Annotated in this window: 14 protein-coding genes and 2 pseudogenes; 13 read left to right on the top strand and 3 right to left on the bottom strand. The window is 39.2% G+C overall.

Annotation, left to right across the window (positions count from 1 at the left end; all coding sequences use genetic code 11):
- Positions 1 to 118: 118 nt before the first annotated feature.
- Positions 119 to 961: a DegV family protein gene (locus HMPREF3112_RS08620; RefSeq protein WP_048674323.1), complete on the bottom strand. Its 843-nt coding sequence runs from the start codon at positions 959 to 961 to the stop codon at positions 119 to 121.
- A 125-nt stretch (positions 962 to 1,086) separates the two neighbouring features.
- On the opposite strand from HMPREF3112_RS08620, the gene HMPREF3112_RS08625 reads away from it, so the two are divergent.
- From HMPREF3112_RS08625 to HMPREF3112_RS08650, 6 genes are all read left to right on the top strand, one after another.
- Positions 1,087 to 1,656: a TetR/AcrR family transcriptional regulator gene (locus HMPREF3112_RS08625; RefSeq protein ID WP_037603958.1), complete on the top strand. Its 570-nt coding sequence runs from the start codon at positions 1,087 to 1,089 to the stop codon at positions 1,654 to 1,656.
- A 99-nt stretch (positions 1,657 to 1,755) separates the two neighbouring features.
- Positions 1,756 to 2,328: an HD domain-containing protein gene (locus HMPREF3112_RS08630; protein WP_048674325.1), complete on the top strand. Its 573-nt coding sequence runs from the start codon at positions 1,756 to 1,758 to the stop codon at positions 2,326 to 2,328.
- A gap of 48 nt (positions 2,329 to 2,376) precedes the next feature.
- Entirely contained in the window at positions 2,377 to 3,201 is an 825-nt protein-coding gene (locus HMPREF3112_RS08635) for a CPBP family intramembrane glutamic endopeptidase (protein ID WP_070439279.1), read from the top strand.
- Between the two features lie 41 nt (positions 3,202 to 3,242).
- Positions 3,243 to 3,878 (top strand): copper homeostasis protein CutC, encoded by a 636-nt coding sequence (locus tag HMPREF3112_RS08640; RefSeq protein ID WP_070439282.1) that lies wholly within the window; start codon positions 3,243 to 3,245, stop codon positions 3,876 to 3,878.
- Between the two features lie 121 nt (positions 3,879 to 3,999).
- Positions 4,000 to 4,278, top strand: a complete 279-nt coding sequence (locus HMPREF3112_RS08645) for a hypothetical protein (RefSeq protein ID WP_070439285.1) — start codon at positions 4,000 to 4,002, stop codon at positions 4,276 to 4,278.
- A 113-nt stretch (positions 4,279 to 4,391) separates the two neighbouring features.
- Complete coding sequence (locus tag HMPREF3112_RS08650; protein WP_070439288.1) at positions 4,392 to 5,639, top strand: DUF4767 domain-containing protein; 1,248 nt, start codon at positions 4,392 to 4,394, stop codon at positions 5,637 to 5,639.
- Positions 5,640 to 5,831: 192 nt separating this feature from the next.
- Here HMPREF3112_RS08650 and HMPREF3112_RS08655 read toward each other — a convergent pair whose 3' ends face one another.
- Positions 5,832 to 7,598, bottom strand: a complete 1,767-nt coding sequence (locus HMPREF3112_RS08655; RefSeq protein WP_070439291.1) for a DHA2 family efflux MFS transporter permease subunit — start codon at positions 7,596 to 7,598, stop codon at positions 5,832 to 5,834.
- A gap of 171 nt (positions 7,599 to 7,769) precedes the next feature.
- On the opposite strand from HMPREF3112_RS08655, the gene HMPREF3112_RS08660 reads away from it, so the two are divergent.
- The 7 genes and pseudogenes from HMPREF3112_RS08660 (at position 7,770) to HMPREF3112_RS08690 (ending at position 13,903) form a co-directional block, all read left to right on the top strand.
- Positions 7,770 to 8,312 carry a TetR/AcrR family transcriptional regulator gene (locus tag HMPREF3112_RS08660; RefSeq protein WP_070439294.1) on the top strand — a complete coding sequence of 181 codons (543 nt, stop codon included), beginning with the start codon at positions 7,770 to 7,772 and terminating at the stop codon, positions 8,310 to 8,312.
- 410 nt (positions 8,313 to 8,722) lie between these two features.
- Positions 8,723 to 9,466 (top strand): annotated as a pseudogene (locus HMPREF3112_RS08665) (DUF4300 family protein); the annotation flags it as partial.
- Positions 9,467 to 9,514: 48 nt separating this feature from the next.
- Entirely contained in the window at positions 9,515 to 10,264 is a 750-nt protein-coding gene (locus tag HMPREF3112_RS08670) for a CPBP family intramembrane glutamic endopeptidase (RefSeq protein ID WP_070439297.1), read from the top strand.
- Between the two features lie 128 nt (positions 10,265 to 10,392).
- Positions 10,393 to 11,436 carry a FecCD family ABC transporter permease gene (locus tag HMPREF3112_RS08675; protein WP_070439300.1) on the top strand — a complete coding sequence of 348 codons (1,044 nt, stop codon included), beginning with the start codon at positions 10,393 to 10,395 and terminating at the stop codon, positions 11,434 to 11,436.
- A 4-nt stretch (positions 11,437 to 11,440) separates the two neighbouring features.
- Positions 11,441 to 12,196 carry an ABC transporter ATP-binding protein gene (locus tag HMPREF3112_RS08680; protein WP_070439303.1) on the top strand — a complete coding sequence of 252 codons (756 nt, stop codon included), beginning with the start codon at positions 11,441 to 11,443 and terminating at the stop codon, positions 12,194 to 12,196.
- Positions 12,197 to 12,216: 20 nt separating this feature from the next.
- Positions 12,217 to 13,233: an ABC transporter substrate-binding protein gene (locus HMPREF3112_RS08685; protein ID WP_070439304.1), complete on the top strand. Its 1,017-nt coding sequence runs from the start codon at positions 12,217 to 12,219 to the stop codon at positions 13,231 to 13,233.
- Positions 13,214 to 13,903: an alpha/beta hydrolase-fold protein gene (locus tag HMPREF3112_RS08690; RefSeq protein ID WP_070439307.1), complete on the top strand. Its 690-nt coding sequence runs from the start codon at positions 13,214 to 13,216 to the stop codon at positions 13,901 to 13,903. Before HMPREF3112_RS08685 ends, HMPREF3112_RS08690 begins: the two co-directional genes overlap by 20 nt.
- 292 nt (positions 13,904 to 14,195) lie before the next feature.
- Here HMPREF3112_RS08690 and HMPREF3112_RS11780 read toward each other — a convergent pair.
- Positions 14,196 to 14,518: pseudogene (locus tag HMPREF3112_RS11780) on the bottom strand (diacylglycerol kinase family lipid kinase); the annotation flags it as partial.

Genomic DNA, 14,518 nt, shown 5'->3' on the forward strand with positions numbered 1-14,518 from the left:
ACGTTGGATTATCAAGAAAGAATTTTTAGTTTTAAAATCCTATTCTGCTGATTATCAAATAGCATAATCTGATTTTTAAAAGACCGAACATGTAGTCCAGCCTCTTTTCAATGTCTTCTTAAATTTCATACCCCATAAGGAGTCCGCCTTCTTCAGCATAAAAACTACAGAGTCCAGAAGTAGGAAGGACTTCGATGCTTGCTTGGGCAAATTTTTCACGAACCAATTCAGAGAATTGCTCGATAAATTTTTCATTGTTGCGGTGGGCAATCGTAATGTGGCCTCCAGCATAACCAGCCTTGAGGAGTTCATCAAAGGCAGCTTTGATAGCTTTCTTTTGACCTCTGGCTTTTTGAAGCAACTCAAGAGTACCTGTCTTACTAGCTTCACCGACCATACGGATATTGAGGAGTCCAACAACGGTGCCAACTAGTTTACTTAGACGACCATTCTTCACCAAATTATCGACCTTTGCCAAGACAAAGAGCAACTTGGTTTTAGACTTGTAGCTTGTGATAGCATTAACGACTTGGTCAAAATCAAGGCCTTCAGCGACTAAGTGATTGAGTTTACGAACGATAAGGTCGACCTCACCACCAGCTGACAGGCTATCAATCACGTGAATCTTAGTATCAGGACGCTCTTCCAGATAAATTTTCTTAGCGATTTCAGCACTATTGTAGCTACCAGAAAGGGTTCCAGTGATCGTCACGACGACGATATTGTCCGCTCCTTCAAAGGATTTCATATAATCATCAGGACTCGGACAGGCAGACTTAGAAGCAGTCGTAGTCGCATACATTTCCTCCATCATTTGATCAATATTGAGTTGGATATCATCCCTGTAAATGGTCTCGCCCACTTGGATAGTCAAAGGAACACTGACAAACTCCGTATCTGGTGCCAGATTGTCCAAAGAACGGTAGTCACAGCCTGAATCCGCAATAATTTTCCATTTCATAGGTTACACCTCATATCTGCATAATGTACATTGACAAGTTATTTGTCTTCTTTTACAATTTTATCATGAAGTGCTTTGCTATCAAAGCAGATCTCATCAGGTGTGACAGATAGAAAGTGAATGTTATGGCAGAAAGAAAAATCTCAGAGAAATCCTTGGAAAATCTCAAACGATTTAACCAAGAAAACAAAGCAATTACACGAGAATCCATTGAAATTTCTCTCCTGCAATTGTTGGAGAAAAAAGACTTTAAAAAGATTACCATATCGGAACTGGTTGAGCGTGCGGGTGTATCTCGTGCTGCCTTTTATCGCAATTATGGTTCTAAGGAAGAGATTTTGAAATCTATTTTTGAGTCTAGCATTGCAAAGATTACTAAGTCTTTGGACGGCTATAATCTTAAGACTGATCTCTATCAGGTCTGGGTTTATCTCCTTAAAGAAGTCAAAAAAGAAGCCAAAATCATCAGTCTTGCCATTGATTATAATTTTGAGCAGGTATTGACCAAGGCAGTTTATGATTTTTTGGAAAAACGAAATGGTAGCTCATCAAATGGTGCTGGTAGTTACCTCAATTCCTTCTGGAGCTCGGCTATTGTTTCAGTGATTTCCAAATGGGTCAAGGATGGCATGAAGACCCCAGCGGAAAAGATTGCCAAACTTGGTCTCCCGCTTTTTCCACAAAAGAGGAAGTAGTAATCGCTGAGAGGCGGTTTTTAAGTAAACTGCACCTCTCCATTACTAGTTCAAATGAATAGATAGAACTGTGCACAGATTATACAAAGGACAAGAACGATGATCGAAGAACGAATTCTTGCTGCTAAGCAGTATGTTAAAACCTTATTTGCTGATCGAGCGGATGGCCATGATGTGGCGCATACCCTTCGCGTCTATACCAATGCTATGAGAATCGCACAAGCAGAAGGTCCATGTGATCTGGAGATAGTGGGCTTGTCAGCTCTTCTTCACGATGCTGATGATTATAAATTGTTTCAAACAGAGAATAATGCGAATGCTCGCATGTTTCTAGAAGAGATTGGTGCTCCTAAAAAGCAAATCGACCAGATTTGTCGGGTTATCAATGCTGTTTCTTTCAGCAAAAATCGCGGTAAACATCCAGAATCGTTAGAAGGCAAGATTGTCCAGGATGCAGACCGCCTGGATGCGATAGGAGCTGTTGGAATTGCGCGAACTTTTTCCTATGGTGGCCACAAAGGGAGACCCCTTACTGATACCGTCCAACATTTCCACGACAAGTTGCTCCTCTTAAAAGATGAAATGAACACGGAGACTGCCAAACAAATGGCAGAAAGTCGCCATCAATTTTTAATCACCTTTCTAAAAGAACTAGAGAAGGAATTGGACTGAGTGAAATATTGAATTAACTTTTATAATAGACTTATTTGAAAGGAAGATATGCTAAATCAACTAATAAAGAAACCTATTTTAAGTTGTTCAATTATATTTGTTATCTGCTCAGTAGCAAGGCTAATTGAATACTTCTATATTAGGACGGATGAAACCTTCTTATCTGAGAATTTTTTACATAAGCTTTTTGGAATTTTTCTACTGTGGGGAGTCCTTTCAATTTGTAATTTAAGATGGAAAGATATTGGTTTCAGTCCTGACGGAATAGTGAGTGGTGTAGGGAAGGGGCTACTCTTTGGCTTAGTGTGTTCCGTCTTTGCATATACAGTTGAGTGCATTGTTCTCTTGTTTCTTCATGGCAATGTTCACTTATCGTTTTACGCCAGTGGTTTTTCCTTAACAAACGAAAAAGTATCTCAAGCAGGAATCTTACTTATTCTCTCAAGTGTGTTGTTTAACCTGATAAATGTCTGGATGGAAGAAGGAATATTTCGTGGCCTTTTCACAAAAATTCTTGAAGGGCTTTCGTACCGCAAGAGTCTATTCTTTATAGCCTTCCTATTTGGAATATGGCACTTGGTAATGCCCTTAAGAGATTATCTTCAAGGAGAATCGTCACTCGTAAATCTCATCGTCATGGGCATTGGCTATGTTATCTTAGCGGGAATGATGAGTATCAAATGGTCCTTACTCTACAAAATGACAGGTTCCTTATGGTTTGGGTTAGGAGATCATTTTTTTAATAATCTTGCTTCAAATCTAGTTCATGTGGTTTCAAATTCTGAAGCAGATAGTTTGCAGATTGTGAGAATCCTTCTATGGCAATTGCTATCATTTGCTATAGTGTTATGGGTTTATCAAAAGAAAAACTGAAAGTCAATCTGCTTGCTATTACAACTAATTGGAGGTTCAGTATGCCAATATATGAATTTTGTGCAGAGAATGTGACTTACTTAGAAAAAGCTTTTCAAGCCGGTGCTCAACGCGTGGAGTTGTGTGATAATCTGGCTGTTGGAGGCACGACACCTTCTTATGGTGTCATAAAGGCGGCTGTTGGGTTGGCCAAGGATTATCAGGCTAAGGTGATTGTGATGATTCGTCCACGAGGGGGCGACTTTGTCTATAGCCAGCAGGAATTAGCTATCATGCTAGAAGATATCAAGTGTGCGCGTGAATTGGGTGTTGACGGCTTTGCACTAGGTGCTTTAACTTCAGAAAACCAACTCGATACAGAAGCTCTAAAGACCTTGCTAGATGCTAGTCGAGGCTTAGAGGTCACCATGCATATGGCCTTTGACCAAATCCCTAAAGCAGACCAGCCGAGTGCTATCCAGTGGCTCAAGGAAAATGGAGTGACGCGTCTGCTCACCCGTGCTGGAACTCCTGAGACTGCTCTAGACTTACGCTTGAAACGTTATGCAGAATTGGTTCAGCTAGCAGACGGTCAGTTGGAGATTTTAGCCGGTGGTGGTATCTCTGTGGCTAATCGTGACCAATTTCTTGCCATACCTGGTCTTGAGCAAGTTCATGGAACACGTGTCATCTTTTAGATTTCAATGGAACCAGTTTCTTGGCTTGGTTCCTTTTAATTTTTACCATGAAAAGTCACTTTGCCTTTCTAGCCATTCTTTGATAAGCTATTACTATAACATTTAAAAAATTGGGGGATGTATGTTAGATAATTTGTTAAAAAAGAACCCTGTCTTGGGTGTCATTATTTATCCGTTATTAGGGTTAGGAGCTATTTGGCTTGGTCACTATTACTCACAGAGCCTCTCGCTATTGGAAAAAACGGGTGGTCAGCTTAAGGTTAATACTTTTGTTTACATTGCCTATCAATTAGGTGGGATCAAACTCGTCATGGGGTTCTTCATTCTTTTAGCGCTTTTCTTTTTCTATCTGGGCTATACCTACTTTAAAAAACTTGGCAATACTCAGAATAAGGACTAAGTTTATATACCAACTGCGGCTACTTGCTTGCAGTTTTTTTCTTTTCTAACTGGTCAACCAGAATCCCCGTTTTATGCTAAAATGAAAGTATTACGCTTCAAAAAGGAGATGAGATGAAAGCAGAAGAATGGTTAACCTATTTTGTAAAGATTTATGGACGTCGCCCAAAGATGATAGAGGTTGACGAGGCGATAAAAAATGGCAGTCTCTTGGCCAATCGGGCAGAAGTAGAGCGCTTATTGTTGGCATCTAAGAAGGGCTTTTGGCAAACCTTAAGTCAGTATGTTGTAACTCATAAGGTCGTAGCGTCAGTCCTTGCGGTTTCTTGTATGACGCTTCTTGGTGGTGGTGCCATTTTTGCTTGGCATTCACATCATTCACAAGCGCAACAGACGTCATCCCTTGCGGTATCTTCGTCAAGTAGTCAGAGTGGTCAAATGTCTTCCTCAGACAAGTCCAAGCAATCGAGTTCTAAAGCTTCTGAGTCGTCTTCAAGTTCTAGTTCTCAAAGTCAGAGTGCTTCATCGGAGGCCAAAACACCTGCTATGGATGTGGAAGCCATTCGAAATGGCGATTTTTCAAGTATCGAAGGTGACTGGGTTTCTGACGGTGGTCATGTTGTGACCATTACCAAGTCAGGGCTCACAAAATCTGAAGAGACAGGAAGTACTGATGGCAAGACTGTCGTTAAAGATTTCAACGGTCAGCCTATGTTTTATTTTGCGGATAATGGTCCAGGACACGGGGTCAATCCTTTTGTGCCTGTGCCAGCCAATCAAGCGGCACCATCTCCGGACAATTCCGTCAAAGACACAGATCGTCTGGTTCAAATTCCAGAATCTGATGGGCCAGGAGTCGTTTACACATCGTATTATAGAGTGAAAAGCAAGAGCCAGTCCAGTCAATCCAGCCAGACCAATACGACAGCCCTTTGGAATAGTGACAAGGCAGCCAAGCTTGCTAGTTACATGGTAGAGTTTGGCCACAAGATGAATCAAGAAAGTTATAGAAGGCTAACACCTAAGGGAAGTGATGATTTCTTTGGCGCCATGTCTTTTGCTAAAAATAACCGCATCATTGTAGGTGAAAAGACAGAACAAAATGCCCCAATGATCAACCAACAAAAAGTAGACGTTGCCTTTTCCGACGATGGTAAAGGGACAGCGGACTATCTCATCGTGGATAGCTACGGGTATTCAGGTTCTGCCATGATTCTCTACCATTTCACCATCCATAAAGGCCAACCAGTGGTCCTAGTTTCCATGCAAAATCAGGGAAATCCTGAAAACATGTACTACATGTACCCGACCAATAATAAGGACATCCAAGAAGCCTTTGCCAATATTGTGAATGACAAGTAAAGGTTTGGGAGACTAGAAGGAAAAATTTTTACGTAGACAAAACTATTTTTTAATACCTTGAAAAGACAATACAAGTGAGCAATAAAAACTCAGAAGATTTTTTATGTTTCGAATCTGTTTATTTACTATTTAATTATATAAAAGAGCCAGCCTACAGTTTAGACTGGCTTTTCCTACTATAAAATAATTTAGTTATTCAACTTTTCGTTTTTCTGTCATCAGAGCTGACGGAGTACATATCAATACAACGATTGCTCCTATAATAAATACATTATCAAATGCCCTGCTTAACTGATCATTTTTTTCATTGACAATTACTTTAAGAGCAGATGATAATTCATCCTTTTGAGCTAATAATTTAATAGCTGTACCAACTTTAGCTTGGCCTCCAGATATAGTTTTTAAACTGCTTGATAACTTAGAGATACTTGAACTAACAGTTTCAACTTCATTGATCAATAACTGATTTGCATCATAAATCTTTCTATAATTGCTCCCCTTTTTAGGTTCTGGAAGATTATCTGTTCTTTGAGCAGCTGTTTTGATTGTATCGACCATATTACTTTGTTTGGTTGAAATACTATTACTAGTCTTAGTCGTATCGAAAGTTTTTTCAATTTTCTTCTTAGCAACTTTTTTTACGTCTGTTGATAAAACCCGTTTTTCAATTTGGTTATACGCTGTTTCCTTAATTTGTGTTTTAGCAAAATTGACATTATTATTTAAAATGGTAACGAGGAGAGCCATACCAATGGCTTGTCCAACATATCTAGAAGCGTTAACGATACCTGACCCAATTCCAGCCTTATTAATTGGTAAATATTTTACTGATGATGTTAAGGACATTGCCATAAATCCTAGTCCTAAACCAATAATTACATTACAACAAACAATGATGCTTTGTGAGGTATTATACTGAACAAGACTAAGCATAAATAATCCACCTGCTGTAATAACTAAACCGATACTAATGAGCAATCTTGCACTAATTTTTTGGTACATCTTAGTTGCTAATGGCATACCTACTACGATAGCTAAAGAAGTAGGAATAATAAGATATGCTGAATGCAAAGCAGAATAGTTGCGAACATTTTGCAAGAAATAGTTTAAGATCAATGAAGGTACGATAATCGCAAATCCAAAAATCATATAAATAAGACTTGAAGATGTAAATGTACTTTCCTTGAATAATTTTAAGTCAATGATAGGTGATTTTACTCTTCTTTCGGTTAAAAAAAGGAAAAATAGGCCAACAACACTAATAATAAAACTAGCTATGATGGTTTGTGAACCCCAACCATACTCGTGACCTTCTAATAAACCAAATATAAGTCCACCTAAAGTACAAGTAAGAAAAATAATACCTAGCCAGTCAATATTCTTTGAAATTGTTATATCATATGATTCTTTTGTTCCTACTAGGATCATCAAAAATGCAATGATGGCGATTGGAACATTAATACCGAAAATCCAATGATATGTTGTCCAATGGACAATTAAACCACCAATTACAGGTCCTCCCGCTGCAGCTAAGGCACTGAAGGCACCCATAATAGCAGTAATACGGCTAGTATTCTCTTTCCCCAATAGTTCAATTCCCATGGGGAGAACAATTGGAGTTAATATGGCACCTCCAATTCCTTGGAAGAACCTAAAAATAATTAAGAGTAATAATGAATCAGCCATCATGCAGGCGAATGAGAAAATACCAAATATGACTACACCAATTAGCATAACCAATTTTCTACCGTAGATATCAGCGAGTTTTGAAACAGTAATAATAAATACAGACATTGCTAAAACATAGATTGCTGCTACCCAACTTGTATCAGTCAATCCTGTATGTAAGTCTTCCATAATATTTGGTAGGGCGATATTAACAATCGTTGCATCTAAAGCTCCCATAAACATTGCTAAAACTAGCCCTATAAATCCTAGAATTTTTCTTGATTTTGTCATTAAATTCTATTCCCTTCATTAATTATTTTGTTAAATGATTAATGATGCATCAATTATCTGCGTGAACCTAAAACAGTCTTTTTTAACTTTTATAATTCACATAAAAAGAATATAATAATACCCATATATTGACCATGACAACATCAAACAATATGTTTAATTAAGGAAAAAATGACAAAGAAAAGAAAGACTAATAGCGTTACTAACATCAAGGCTGCTTTGATAGACCTCCTACTTGAAATGGAGTACTCAAAAATAACCATTGGAAATATAACTCAGAGAGCAAATGTTAGTAGGGGAACATTTTATCAACATTTTCTTGATAAGGATGATTTAGCATACTCTATCGGAACAGAGACGATGCAAAGATTTTGGGAGATTTTAGCTCAAGGAAATTTAGATAAAGAGGACATGCTTTTAAAGGCTCTACTATTAATTAAAAATGACTATAAACATTTTAAAGCAATATCAAAAGCACCTCACGTTCAATTTAAAGATAAGGTTCAACAACTAATTTGCGACTTAATAAATAGCAACAAAACGATTAGAGAAAAGATCAAGAAAAATACGAAGATTTCAGATGAAATTGTGATAAAAGCCTTCTCTGCATCTTTTGAAACCATTATTTCTTTTTGGATTGATGATGATTTATCGGAAAGTCCCGAAAAAGTTGTAGATAATATAATAAAAATTGAACAACTGTTTTGGAAATAATAAAGAATAGAGAAAAAATGATAACATTCCATAGTCTTTAAACGGTGTGAGTCTATACTGAGACTTTACGCCGTGATAAAAACGCCTGAAGCATTGGTATTTCAGGCGTTCGGAATTTTTGAGACTTTAGGCTCCAAAATTAGCCATGGAACTTCGAAGAAGTTCCATGGCGTCCGTTATCACCTAAGGAAAGTCTCAAGTAAAGGACTTTGTATTTAGTCTAAAGCCTTGGCAACAAGGCTTTTTCTTGTGGAAAAGTATTCTGAGAATAAGTAGCTGTCAAAATCTGGTATAATGAAGCCAAGGAGGCGCCTATGAAAACTTTGAAAAAACAGACGCTAATTCTTTTATCTATCTCTAGCCTGCTACTTGTCGGTTTAGCAGTTTTTGCACATATCCACAAAAAGGAGGAAAAACCAAGCTACTCCAACCTTAATAGCAAGGCCAGTCTTAATGAGGTGCGTTCCATTCTCTCGAAACATTTGGACGAGGAGAGTGTGGATAACTTTATCAATCTCGTCACTGATTACAATGACACTGTGGGTTCTGTTGGTCTTTCTGGGAGTTTTGCGCCATTTACCAAAACAGACTATGATGTGGAAAAAATCAGTAGCCTGTGGACAGCCAAGCATGGTGACTTTATCGGTACCAACTGCCGTATCAACACCTACACGCTACTGAAAGGCAAAATCAAGATTCCTCAAGTCAAAAGTGATACTGAGCTCCTTTTCCAAGACAAGGACGCCATTGACAAGGGCAAGCTCTTTAATGCCAAGGACCAGGCAAACTTTGACATTCTTTTTTCAAGGGTCAAGACTGAAGCTACCCAAGATGTCAAGGTTCACGCCAAGCATATGGAGGATTACTATAAGCAGTTCACCTTTGATGACAAGGCACGCATGCTGTCGGTTGTTGTCCACGATAATTTGGATGGTGATTCCCTTTTTGTCGGTCACGTCGGAGTCTTGGTGCCTACGACGGATGGCTACTTATTTGTTGAAAAGTTGACCTTTGAAGAGCCCTACCAAGCTATTAAATTTGCCAGCAAAAAAGATTGCTACAAGTATCTGACAACTAAGTACAAGGACTATACCGGACCAGGTCTAGCCAAACCCTTTATCATGGACAATGACAAATGGGTGGATATGGACTAGGTTATCGTGAAGCGGAAGTTTTAATAGGGAAGAAAAAGGAAGCAAGATATGAAAAGAAAACAAGCCTTGTTGCTTTATCTAGCAGGGACCCTTGGACAAATCTTACTGGTCAGTCTCCTTGTTTGGCTGCTAAGAGCAGGAGGAGTTAGGGTTGATTATGGGACTCCAATTGGCCTCTTTACCCTTATGTTAGGTGGCTTGTCATCAGCCATTTGGGGAGCAATTATTAGTATCCGCTATCATCACTCCAGTTTTAAACAGCTTGTCAGAGATTTTTTCCAAGTCAAACAAGCTCCTCTTAACTATCTCTTAGTCCTCATTTTTATAGGTTTGGATTTTTTACCACAGGTCTTTAGTGGGGAAATGATTATTCCAACTTGGTATTTCCCCATAATTTTATTTGTAAAAGCCCTCGTCTTTGGTGGAATCGAAGAAATTGGTTGGCGCCATTTTTTCCAGCCTACTTTGCAAGAAAAGTTGACCTATCTAGTGTCTACGCTGTGTACCTTTGTAGCCTGGTCACTATGGCATTTACTCTATTTTTATATTGATGGGTCTATGGCCACGGTTCATTTGCTACCATTTTTGCTAGGCTTATTAAGCAATTGTTTCATCTTATCCGCTATTTATACAAAGACCAGAAGCCTTTGGCTTTGTGTGATGACACATGCGTTGATCAATGCTTTATCGCAACTGTCATCAACTGAGAGCGTATGGCTATCACTTGTGATTAAGGTGTTGATAATTCTTCTTGCCATGAGAATTGCTAGTAGCAGTTTGGAGAAGGTTAAATCCTAAGAGTAGTTAAGTGACTGCTCTTTTTTCTATGTAATACTCAAATGACCTTGCCCTTCTTTTTGAGGCATGTTATACTAGAAAATGTATTGTCAAAATTTTCTGACATTACAGGTGGAAAGGAGGTGCTAATGCCTTTTAAAAAAACAAAACACCTTGTTTTTTCCCGCTACCTAAGCCTGCTCTGTTTGCTTCTATTTTTAGTAGTAACGTCAGTTTTTGTTGCAGTGTCCTTAGGAGCGGTCACTATAGATATAGGTGATACCTATGGTGTCATCCTCAGAAAATTGGGATTTCCGATTGCCAGTCAAAGCATAGCCAAACCACTTGAAGCTATTATCTGGAATATGCGAGTTCCTAGGGTTATCCTAGGGCTAGTAGTCGGTGCAGGCCTTTCCATGTCTGGGAGTGTCATGCAGTCAACCGTTAATAATCCTATTGCTGAGCCCTATATATTAGGAATCTCGGCAGGAGCAACTTTTGGAGCAACCTTGGCCATCATTTTAGGCCTTAAAGCTGTGGTAGGCTTGGGTGCCTTTGTGGGGGCTATCCTAGCGACGGTTCTTGTCCTAATTATTGCCTCTATGCAGGGGAGAGTAACCACATCTGGCTTGATTTTATCTGGAACAGTTGTTAATGCCCTCTTTATTGCCTTTGCCAATTTTATAATCTCTATTGGAGCGACAGCGGACAGTGTTATGACCATTAAGTTTTGGACCATGGGTTCATTGACAGGAACATCTTGGTCAGATTTGATGCTTCCAGCAGTAGTGGTTGGTTTGGCCTTTCTCTTTTTCTCAACTCAGTATCGTGTCTTCAATGCCATGATGATGGGAGATGAAGCAGCTTTGACTTTAGGAATCCCACTTAAACTCTATTGGTATCTTTATATCGCCATCGTTGCGATCATAACGGCAGTCTTGGTTGCTAGTTGTGGTATTATTGGCTTTGTGGGCTTGATTACCCCTCATATTGCCAGAAGTTTAGTCGGGACTAATTATCGTAAGCTTTTTCCAGTGGCAACTCTCTTAGGTTCCTTATTTGTGGTTTGGGCAGATGTTTTGGCTAGAATCCTCGTCAAAAATGCGGAGTTACCTATCGGTATCTTTACAGCCTTGGTTGGCGCACCTTTCTTTATTTATATTGTGACTAAAAATCGCAGGAAGGTGGTTTAGACTTATGGATGTAAAGTGTAAGGATATTCATTATTCGATTGGAGAGAAAAAAATCCTAAATGGAGTCTCCCTAAAGGTCGAAGGCGGACAATTCCAGACCATACTAGGACCAAATGGGAGTGGGAAATCAACCTTGCTAAAAACCATTTATCGCCAGTTGAAACCAGATAGCGGTCAGATTTTACTTGATGGAAAAAGCCTAGATCAGGTAAGCCTAAAGGAAACTGCAAAAGAAATGGCCGTTGTGACACAGTTTAACACCCTTCAATTTGATTGCACGGTGGAAGAAATTGTCATGCTTGGCCGAACGCCCCATCTTTCCTTTCTACAAAAAGAATCGGAGCGGGACCACTTGCTCGTCCAGGATGCCCTAGACAAGGTTGGCATGTCTGAAAAGAAGACACGCTATTATTCGTCCTTATCAGGTGGCGAAAAACAAAGAGTTATCCTAGCGCGTGCTTTGGCTCAGAAACCCAAACTCCTTTTATTGGATGAGCCTACCAACCATTTGGATATTAAGTATCAGTTGGAGATGTTGGCCTTGGTCAAGGAACTCGGCATTAATGTTCTCGCAGTTCTCCACGATATTCAATTGGCCTGTCGTTTCTCAGATTATATTTACTTAATGAAAGGGGGTGAGATTGTTGCCCAAGGTGTCCCAAGGGATGCCGTAACCCCACAATCCTTGCAGGCGGTTTATGATGTTCAGAGTCGTATTACCTGGACGGATGACCAGCAGGCAATGATTCAGTATTTATAAGCCTAGGAAAGGAAGGCCTTATGAACAAGAAAACTTTTGGTATCGCATTAATCGCTGCAGCAGTCCTCACATTGACAGCATGCAGTTCTACATATAAAAACAGCACATCATCGTCATCAGCAGCAAAAGAAACGGTGAAAAAGACTAACTCAGAAACCCAGTATCCTTTGACCGTTAAAACTTATGACGATCAAGGAACTGAGCTAGATCAAGTCTTCAAAAAGGCACCAGAAAAGGTTATCACAAACAACCTTTCATCAACGGAAATCTTGATTGAGCTTGGTTTAAAAGACAAGATTGTCGGTATGCTTAACCCTGACAATGAAGTAACCGATAAATATAAGGAAGACATTGCCTCAATCCCACATGTCGGTGATAAGAAGACCATCTCTCAAGAAGCCATCTTGGCTTACGGACCTGATGCCCTTATTGGTCGTAACATGATGTTCTCAGACAAATCAATGGGAACCATCAGCACGTGGAACAGCAACGACATTCCCGTCTATACGCAAAAAGCTTCTGTTTCAACAACCAAACAAGATTTGAATAATATCATCGAAGATGTTAAAAATATTGGTGACATTTTCAACGTTCAAGACAAGGCAGACAAGTATGCAGGACAACTCCAAAAGCGTATCGACGCCGTTAAAAAGAAAAACAAGTCTTCTGACAAAGACTTGAAGAAGGCTCTGATCATGTGTGCCTACAACGATGAGACCTTTGGAACTTACAAATCTGCCCTTCAAGAAAGTATGCTTAATCAGCTTGGCTATACCAATGTTGCGACAGGAACATCAGATTTGACTCTGGAAAATCTCGTGTCTATGGAACCAGAATTGATTATCTATGTAACTAGTGACCGTAATAAGGCCATGGACAAGGATGCTACAGACAAGATGGAAAAGAACGCTGTTCTTGAAAATGTACCAGCCGTTAAAAACAAGAAAATCATGACTATTTCTTATGATGAGCTTATGGATTACGGTCCATCTGTGATTGATTCTCTTGAGAAGGTTAATGACTTTGTTAATAAATAAAGACTTTGTCTGCCATGGCATTCGAGTGACGATTGCCCTTCCTGAGTCTTATGATGCTACTAAGACTTATCCAGTTGTTTTTCTGAACGATGGACAACTGGATTATCTGGGAAAACTAGCGAATTCTGTTATCCTGATAGGCCTTGAGCCCAAGAATCGCTTAGATGATTTTACACCTTGGTATGCTCAGGCTTTGAGACCTGGAAGTCCTGATTTTGGTGGCAAGCTAGCTAGCTATCATGACCATCTATTTGGCCATATTTTAAATAGCATCCAAGAGGAGTTTCGATTGGATGACAGTCGTATGGCTTACGGAGGCTACTCGCTGGGTGGACTGGCTGCTATTTCCAGTCTTTATGGCAGTGATAAGATGCCTTTTATCTTTTCCATTTGTGGATCCTTTTGGTATCCAGATTTTGTAGATTACTGCCAATCCCATCAGCTTCTTAATAAGTCTTGCTCGGTCTATTTACGTAACGGTTTGACCGAAGGGGCTAATCATAAGAATAGACTGGTCAGGGCTCCTAGCTTTGCCAAAGAAGTACATGGATGCATCAAAAAACAGTGCTTGTCCACTTATTCAGCATTTGACTCCTACGGTCATCATGACCATCTCCAAGAAAGATATGATGCTCTTTCGGATTGGTTGATTGAAGAGTGGAAACTCTGAAATGCTGCTATTGGTGATTGAGTAGGAAAGAGAGAAGAAAAGTAGTGAAGAAGATTCCGACGATGGAATCTCTTCACTACTTTTTGTTATGCTCGAAAACTACGATCACAGTTGATGCTTCCGAAAAGTTTTTAGACATGAATCAAAAAACGCCTTAACTCCATATATTAAAAGTAATTGACTTACCTTTGACTTATATCCTAACTTCAAAAAGGACAAGACTATTATTGTTGCTGATGCAGTAACTTATATCATTTAGAACTTTTTTGTTGGAGAAGTAGAAGGGAAAAAACTATACTTTGGTGCCTGAGAATACTTCGATATGGTTTCCTAGTATTTTTATATCTACTGGAAGATTATCCGATTTGTCTCCATCAACATCTGACTCTAACTCAACCTCTGAAGAAATCCTAATATTACGCGCTTTGATATATTCGATATTATCGTTACCTACTAGATCCCCTTTTAACAAATCTGGGATAGTCGATAATTTAGAAATGATGGATGCATCTTTTAAAATCAAGATATTTCCATATCCATCTGTATTTTCATCAAATAGTTTTTTGTCTGCATAGTAATTAGATAGAAGAACTAAGACCTGACTAGCTTCACCTT

The organism is Streptococcus sp. HMSC10E12 (genome assembly GCF_001807855.1).
Classification (GTDB): Bacteria; Bacillota; Bacilli; order Lactobacillales; family Streptococcaceae; genus Streptococcus; species Streptococcus salivarius.

Excerpts from the sequence above, each read along its gene's own strand:
- HMPREF3112_RS08645 (WP_070439285.1), top strand. The coding sequence starts at position 4,000 with ATGTTAGATAATTTGTTAAAAAAGAACCCTGTCTTGGGTGTCATTATT.
- HMPREF3112_RS08635 (WP_070439279.1), top strand. The coding sequence starts at position 2,377 with ATGCTAAATCAACTAATAAAGAAACCTATTTTAAGTTGTTCAATTATA.
- HMPREF3112_RS08640 (WP_070439282.1), top strand. The coding sequence starts at position 3,243 with ATGCCAATATATGAATTTTGTGCAGAGAATGTGACTTACTTAGAAAAA.
- HMPREF3112_RS08660 (WP_070439294.1), top strand. The coding sequence starts at position 7,770 with ATGACAAAGAAAAGAAAGACTAATAGCGTTACTAACATCAAGGCTGCT.
- HMPREF3112_RS08625 (WP_037603958.1), top strand. The coding sequence starts at position 1,087 with ATGGCAGAAAGAAAAATCTCAGAGAAATCCTTGGAAAATCTCAAACGA.
- HMPREF3112_RS08690 (WP_070439307.1), top strand. The coding sequence starts at position 13,214 with ATGACTTTGTTAATAAATAAAGACTTTGTCTGCCATGGCATTCGAGTG.
- HMPREF3112_RS08655 (WP_070439291.1), bottom strand. The coding sequence starts at position 7,598 with ATGACAAAATCAAGAAAAATTCTAGGATTTATAGGGCTAGTTTTAGCA.
- HMPREF3112_RS08675 (WP_070439300.1), top strand. The coding sequence starts at position 10,393 with ATGCCTTTTAAAAAAACAAAACACCTTGTTTTTTCCCGCTACCTAAGC.
- HMPREF3112_RS08620 (WP_048674323.1), bottom strand. The coding sequence starts at position 961 with ATGAAATGGAAAATTATTGCGGATTCAGGCTGTGACTACCGTTCTTTG.
- HMPREF3112_RS08650 (WP_070439288.1), top strand. The coding sequence starts at position 4,392 with ATGAAAGCAGAAGAATGGTTAACCTATTTTGTAAAGATTTATGGACGT.
- HMPREF3112_RS08670 (WP_070439297.1), top strand. The coding sequence starts at position 9,515 with ATGAAAAGAAAACAAGCCTTGTTGCTTTATCTAGCAGGGACCCTTGGA.
- HMPREF3112_RS08685 (WP_070439304.1), top strand. The coding sequence starts at position 12,217 with ATGAACAAGAAAACTTTTGGTATCGCATTAATCGCTGCAGCAGTCCTC.
- HMPREF3112_RS08680 (WP_070439303.1), top strand. The coding sequence starts at position 11,441 with ATGGATGTAAAGTGTAAGGATATTCATTATTCGATTGGAGAGAAAAAA.
- HMPREF3112_RS08630 (WP_048674325.1), top strand. The coding sequence starts at position 1,756 with ATGATCGAAGAACGAATTCTTGCTGCTAAGCAGTATGTTAAAACCTTA.